At 46.1% G+C, this 6099-nt stretch carries 6 protein-coding genes; all 6 read left to right on the top strand.

Going from position 1 to position 6099, the window contains the following annotated elements:
- The first annotated feature begins 180 nt into the window (after window positions 1–180).
- The 6 genes from L4D79_RS18580 to L4D79_RS18555 all read left to right on the top strand — a co-directional run bounded on the left by L4D79_RS18580 (window position 181) and on the right by L4D79_RS18555 (window position 6081).
- A complete protein-coding gene (locus L4D79_RS18580; RefSeq protein WP_428653059.1) occupies window positions 181–1632 on the top strand; it encodes a flagellin in 1452 nt (483 codons plus the stop codon).
- An 86-nt stretch (window positions 1633–1718) separates the two neighbouring features.
- Complete coding sequence (locus tag L4D79_RS18575) at window positions 1719–2138, top strand: flagellar protein FlaG (RefSeq protein ID WP_428653058.1); 420 nt, start codon at window positions 1719–1721, stop codon at window positions 2136–2138.
- Between the two features lie 77 nt (window positions 2139–2215).
- The gene (fliD, locus tag L4D79_RS18570; protein WP_428653056.1) at window positions 2216–3655 is read left to right on the top strand and encodes a flagellar filament capping protein FliD; all 1440 of its coding nucleotides are present in this window, start codon (window positions 2216–2218) and stop codon (window positions 3653–3655) included.
- A 9-nt stretch (window positions 3656–3664) separates the two neighbouring features.
- Window positions 3665–3958, top strand: coding sequence for a flagellar biosynthesis protein FliS (locus L4D79_RS18565; protein ID WP_428653055.1), 294 nt, complete (start codon window positions 3665–3667; stop codon window positions 3956–3958).
- A 13-nt stretch (window positions 3959–3971) separates the two neighbouring features.
- Entirely contained in the window at window positions 3972–4373 is a 402-nt protein-coding gene (gene fliS / locus L4D79_RS18560) for a flagellar export chaperone FliS (protein WP_428653054.1), read from the top strand.
- 268 nt (window positions 4374–4641) lie between these two features.
- On the top strand, window positions 4642–6081 hold the full coding sequence (locus tag L4D79_RS18555; RefSeq protein WP_428653053.1) for a sigma-54 dependent transcriptional regulator: 1440 nt from the start codon (window positions 4642–4644) through the stop codon (window positions 6079–6081).
- The last annotated feature ends 18 nt before the right edge of the window (window positions 6082–6099 follow it).

The raw sequence follows: 6099 nt of genomic DNA, 5'->3' as shown, positions 1-6099 counted from the left end.
CCCAGCACCCAGCACCCAGCACCCAGCACCCAGCACCCAGCACCCAGCACCCAGCACTTAAAACTTTTTTTAAAAAAATCCTAAAGGTATTTTCACCAGTGCCGTTAAAAGAAGTACTTAAACAAAAATAGATATTTACCCCCTGCTAAGGCTGGGTTGTAACTCAACAAGGAGCGAAATATGTCTGTTACCGTAAATACTAACGTTTCAGCAATGACGGCCCAGCGTCACCTAGGTTCAGCAACGAACAACGTAAGCAGCAGTATGGAGCGTTTGTCTTCAGGTTTGCGTATCAACAGTGCGAAAGATGATGCAGCGGGTCTACAAATCTCTAACCGTCTGACCAGCCAGACTAACGGCTTGAACGTGGCAATGCGTAACGCCAACGACGGTATCTCTATGGCGCAAACCGCTGAAGGTGCGATGCAAGAATCGACCAACATCATGCAGCGTATGCGTGACCTGTCACTTCAGTCTGCTAACGGCTCAAACTCAACGTCTGACCGTGAAGCAATCCAGAAAGAAGTAGATAGTTTGCAGGAAGAGCTTAACCGTATAGCTGATACTACCTCCTTCGGTGGTCAGAAGTTGCTTGATGGCTCTTATGGAACCCAGGACTTCCAAATCGGTGCCAACTCAAACGAAACTCAGTCACTAGAATTGAAAGATGTTTCAGCGCACGCAATTGGTCGTACTTACCAAAGTTTTGACGGTTCAGGTACAACAACGGCTACAGTAGCAAACGGTGATTCATCTGCAGCGGGCTCAATGACGTTGGATTTGGGTAACGGTAATTCGACCGATATTACTTTAAATGAAGATATGACAGCGGATGATCTTGCTAACAAGATCAATAATGTTTCGGGAATCAGTGATGTAAAGGTCACTGGTAATCATGCGACTCAAACTATTGATGCCATGGGGGCAATAACTGGTGCTGCAAGCCTTGATATTAATGGTGCTGCTGTTGATATCACTGATGCTGCTGATACTGCTGCTGTTGCAACAGCGATTCAAGCTGAAATTGATAACGGTAACCTAGAAAATGTATCCGTGAGTGAAGCGGGTGGTACCTTGACACTAACGGCATTAGATGGCAGTACTGATTTAGATATTTCTGCAGATTTAAGCTCTGCGACGGCTGGTACACTTGATGTAGGTTCTTCAACTGTTGGCTTTGGTAATTCTGGTGGTGAAACAGCTCAAGCCGTATCAACAGCTTCATCCTTTAATATTGATTTCTCTGGCGCCAAGCTTAACGAAGGTATGAGTGCATCTGTTGATGGTACTGCAATGACTCTTGCTGCTGGTACAACAACAGACTCAGTTGCGGGTATCGATGTAACCACTGAAGCGGGCTCACAGAGTGCGGTTGACGTACTTGATGCTGCTATTGCTCAGGTGGATGAGCAGCGTGCAGATTTGGGTGCCTTCCAAAACCGTATGAACCACACTCTGAACAACCTAGCGAACGTTAACGAAAACGTGAACGCGTCTAACAGTCGTATCAAGGACGTTGATTTCGCGAAAGAAACGACTGACCTGACGAAGAATCAGATCCTACAGCAGGCATCAACGTCGATTCTTGCTCAGGCGAAGATGAACCCACAGGCGGCGCTAAGCCTATTGTAATTCATTGAAAGAAAAGAGGCATGGCTATATGGCCATGCCTTTGTTCTGTAATAAGTTTGTTTAAGCATCAAGGAGAAGTGTTTATCATGGATAAAATATCAGATAACCCCGCAGCTTCTTCTCTTTCTTCAGTAACATCTGCAAATGTAAAGCCGGCTCCCTCTCTCAATGATTTGAATGCATCTAAGCGCACTGATGTGGCTAAAACAGAATTGCCGTTGAAGTCCGCGGTTAATCAAACAGAAAAAGCAGATTCATTTCGATTAATGAGTGAGCCTTCAGCAGATGAACTCAATGAGTTTCACCGCGAACAGATTGAAGCTTTGTCAAAGCGGATTAACCGTGAACTCAAGTTTGAATATGACGAGGAGCACGGTGAGCAGGTCGTCTACATCTATGACAAGACCAGCGGTGATTTAATCCGGCAGATCCCAGCGCAGGAGCTTTTAGAGCTAAACGAAAACTTATCGAAATATTCCGTGAGTTCATTTCAAGAGAAAATCTAACTTGGCTTGATTTTTGCTTTGATTTTACATCTGCAATAAGCGGCAAGTCACAACGACTGAATGGGTAGAGGTTATACATGGCAGGTTTATCGGTAGGCGGTTTAGGCTCGGGGTTGGATGTTGCCGGGATGACCCAGCAATTGGTTGCAGCTGAACGTACTCCAAAACAGCTTCGTATCACCGATGAGAAATCCAAAGTCGATGCTAATTTAAGCGCCTACGGTTTGGTGAAATCTTCAGCCAGTACTCTGCAAGACTTGTTGGAAGATTTTGTTGACGATGAAGCATTCAGTAGTAAATCAGCATCCTCTTCTGATTCTGGCTATGTCAGCGTTACTGCCGAAAGTAATGCCCAAAATGGTCGTTTTTCCGTTGAAGTACTACAGATGGCGCAGAATCACAAAGTAGTAAGCTCTAACAGTTTTGACGCTGACCCTGATGCGAGTTTGGGGAGTGGTGAGTTAGTTATCGGACTCGGTAATGAATCGATGACAGTTAATATTGATGTGAATAGTAGTAACCTCAATGATATCCTTGATGCTATCAACAATCATGCGGATAACCCAGGTATTACTGCAACGGTTATCAATGATAATGAAGGCTCCAAAATTGTTTTTACCGGTAATGCAACTGGTGAAGAGCAGAAAATTAGTATTGATGCTTCCGGGGCAAACGGTGATTTGACCAAGTTGGAATATCAGTATGACCCTAACCTGCCAGATCGGGATGATCCTACCTACCCTAATCCACCGCCGGATATGGTTCAAATGCAGGCCGCGCAGGACGCTGAAATTCGGATTGATAACTTTTCGACGATTACCAGCGATACCAATAAATTCGAAGATGCCATCGCAGGCGTTACGCTGGATGTCAGTAAATTAACCGGTACGTATAACACCGGCGAAGATACTGATGAAATTTCAGTGAAAAGTGTGAATATCGAAATCTCGAATGATACGGATCAGGCAAAGTCTTCGTTATCTAAATTTGTTGAAGCTTTCAATAGCTTACATGAAATGGTGGAGTCCCAGTCAAAGTACGATGTTGATGAGCAGAAAGGTGGGCCACTAGTCGGTGATAGTGTATCCCGCTCGCTACTTGGCCAAATGCGAAATTTGATGAATGAGCCTGTTATCATCAATGATCAAATGATTTTGTTGTCAGAGTTCGGAGTAACCACAACCCGTGAGGGTAAAGTTGAAATCGATGATGAAGTTCTCAAGGCTTCTCTGGAAGATAATTTTACCGCTTTTGGTTTATTTTTTAATGGTGATGAAGGTTTTCTTAAAAAAGCTGATAATTTACTGGATGGTTTTGTTGGCACAGAGGGCACAATTACCAGCCGTGAAGACAGCCTTAAAGATCAGCAAAAGCGTCTGGAAGATGATCTGGCACTGTTGGATGAAAGGATGGAAGCTTTTGAAGAGCGGACCTATCGTCAGCTCTCCGCCATGGATGCCGCCATCTACAAAATGAACAACGAACTCAGCACTATGATGAGTATGCTGGTTTTCTAAAGGTGAAACATGCAAGAGTTAGCGAAACTAGAACAACATATCAAAGCCTTGCTCGAGCTTGAGGATTACCCAGATGATTTCCCAGAGCAGCTCGAACAACTTGTCGCTGCAAGGCATGAGCGGGTCAAATTAATTCTGGCTGACCAAGAAAAACTCAGCCGGGAAACGTTTGAGGACGTCCAGCAACGTACCCGTGAATTGAAAGCATTGCTGGAACAAAACAAAGCACGGATCAGGCAGAAACTACTAACGGCCAAGCAAGGCAAAAAATCGGTTTCTGTCTATAAAATGTATCAAAAATAAATAGGAAATAGCCATGCGTGGTTCACTTCAGGCATATAAACAAGTGTCAGTTAATTCTCAGTTGGCCAGTGCATCGCCGCACCGTGTGGTGTTGATGCTGCTAACCGGTGCTATTGAGCGCTTGGTCCAGGCCAAAGCTGCAATGGAAATGGGCAATGTTGCAATGAAAGGTGAGCGAGTGTCTAAGGCGCTGGCTATCATCGGTACATTGCGTGATAGCCTGTCGATGGAAGATGGCGGTGATATCGCAACCAACCTAGATAGCCTGTATGACTTCATGATGCGCCACGTTATTGACGGCAGCTCGAACAACCAGCCGGAAAACTTCACCGAAGTGGTCGATTTGCTACGTGAAATCAAGTCAGCATGGGAGCAAATCCCTGCTGAGTACCATCATCTGGCAGAGGAATCATAACAGCCTGACAATACTATTGTCGGGGGGGATTCGCTGATCTCTCCAGTATAAAATCCATTCGATAGCTATCCCTGCGGGTTTTTCATTGGGATAGCTTCACAGCTTTTGCCCACCGTTGGTTGCCTTATTCTGTACTTTAATTACAATGGTCAGATAAGATTTGAAGTGGTTTCTCGTCGCATTAGGCAGTTTTTTTCATAGTTTTTGAATATGAAAGTCGATAATGCCAGCACGAAATAACTCTAAGTAGGCAGGCAAACTCTTTTCTATGCAAGTTCATACCCTCGTTATTGATGATGACCAGCAGCATCGCCATGATTTAAGCGTGATCCTTTCCTTTATTGGTGAGCAGTATGAGGCTTATTCGTCTCTAGAGGTTAACAGTTCGCACTGTGAAAAAGAGTGGGGCGCATGTTTACTTGGCAAGGTCAGTTCCAGTCAGTCATTGAGCACGCTGCTTAATTTTTTGCGAACCCATCATCACATTCCCGTGATCTCCATGGGTGATCATGAAACTGAGCTGGCGTCTTTACCTAACTATATCGGTAACCTCGATAAGCCATTGCACTATGGCCAATTGATGGACGCCTTCCGCCATTGCAAAGAGTTTTTGGGCAAGCAAACTTTCCAACTCCCCTCTTTGGGCCGCAAGAATACCTTGTTCCGCAGCATGGTTGGGCGCAGCGAAGCCATTAGCCAGATCCGCCATTTGATGGAGCAAGTTGCCTCGACAGATGCCAGCGTGTTGATTTTTGGTGAGTCAGGCACCGGCAAAGAGGTGGTCGCGCGTAATATCCACTATCACTCGACGCGTGGCAAAGGGCCATTTGTGCCGGTTAACTGTGGTGCGATCCCTCCTGATCTGTTGGAAAGCGAACTTTTCGGTCACGAAAAAGGGGCCTTTACCGGTGCCGTTTCTGCGCGTAAGGGCCGTTTTGAACTGGCCGAAGGGGGGACCTTGTTCCTGGATGAAATTGGCGACATGCCAATGTCCATGCAAGTGAAACTATTACGTGTATTGCAGGAGCGCTGCTTTGAGCGTGTGGGCGGTAGCGAAACGATCAAAGCTGACGTGCGCATTGTGGCGGCAACGCACCGTGATCTCGAGTCTATGATCGCCGATGAAAAATTCCGCGAAGATCTGTACTACCGATTGAACGTCTTCCCGATTGAGATGCCGGCACTGCGCGAGCGAATGGAAGATATTCCTTTGCTGCTGCAAGAGCTGTTGGCTCGGATGGAGGCTCAGGGCGCCAAGCCTATCCACTTTACGCCTCGTGCTGTCACGTCTTTGATGGAGCATGATTGGCCGGGCAATATTCGTGAGTTGGCTAACTTGGTTGAGCGTTTGATCATTCTTTATCCGGGCGAAATGGTAGACATCAGTCACCTGCCGATGAAGTATCGCTACAGTCAGTTCCCTGAATTTCAGCCGGAAGAAAACTTCCTATCGGTTGACGATCATGAAAGGCTGGCATTGGCTGATATGTTCAGCAGCCAGAGTTCGGAGCTGGATGATGCCCAGAACCACAGTGATTTACCACCGGAAGGGGTAAATTTGAAGGAAATGCTGGCAGAGCTAGAAATTGACATGATCAGCCAGGCGCTAGAAGCGCAGGCCGGGGTTGTTGCCCGGGCAGCAGACATGCTGGGGATGCGCCGCACCACATTGGTTGAAAAAATGCGCAAATATGGTTTAAGTCGCTAGTCAAAATACCATCATTTC

Origin of the sequence: Photobacterium satsumensis (genome assembly GCF_050336935.1) — a bacterium.
GTDB classification, from domain to species: Bacteria; Pseudomonadota; Gammaproteobacteria; order Enterobacterales; family Vibrionaceae; genus Photobacterium; species Photobacterium satsumensis.
This window is presented reverse-complemented; position numbering and strand designations above follow the sequence as displayed.

What these genes read in the sequence shown, in the direction of transcription:
- L4D79_RS18580 (WP_428653059.1), top strand. Translation starts at nt 181, where the DNA reads ATGTCTGTTACCGTAAATACTAACGTTTCAGCAATGACGGCCCAGCGT.
- L4D79_RS18575 (WP_428653058.1), top strand. Translation starts at nt 1,719, where the DNA reads ATGGATAAAATATCAGATAACCCCGCAGCTTCTTCTCTTTCTTCAGTA.
- fliD (WP_428653056.1), top strand. Translation starts at nt 2,216, where the DNA reads ATGGCAGGTTTATCGGTAGGCGGTTTAGGCTCGGGGTTGGATGTTGCC.
- L4D79_RS18565 (WP_428653055.1), top strand. Translation starts at nt 3,665, where the DNA reads ATGCAAGAGTTAGCGAAACTAGAACAACATATCAAAGCCTTGCTCGAG.
- fliS (WP_428653054.1), top strand. Translation starts at nt 3,972, where the DNA reads ATGCGTGGTTCACTTCAGGCATATAAACAAGTGTCAGTTAATTCTCAG.
- L4D79_RS18555 (WP_428653053.1), top strand. Translation starts at nt 4,642, where the DNA reads ATGCAAGTTCATACCCTCGTTATTGATGATGACCAGCAGCATCGCCAT.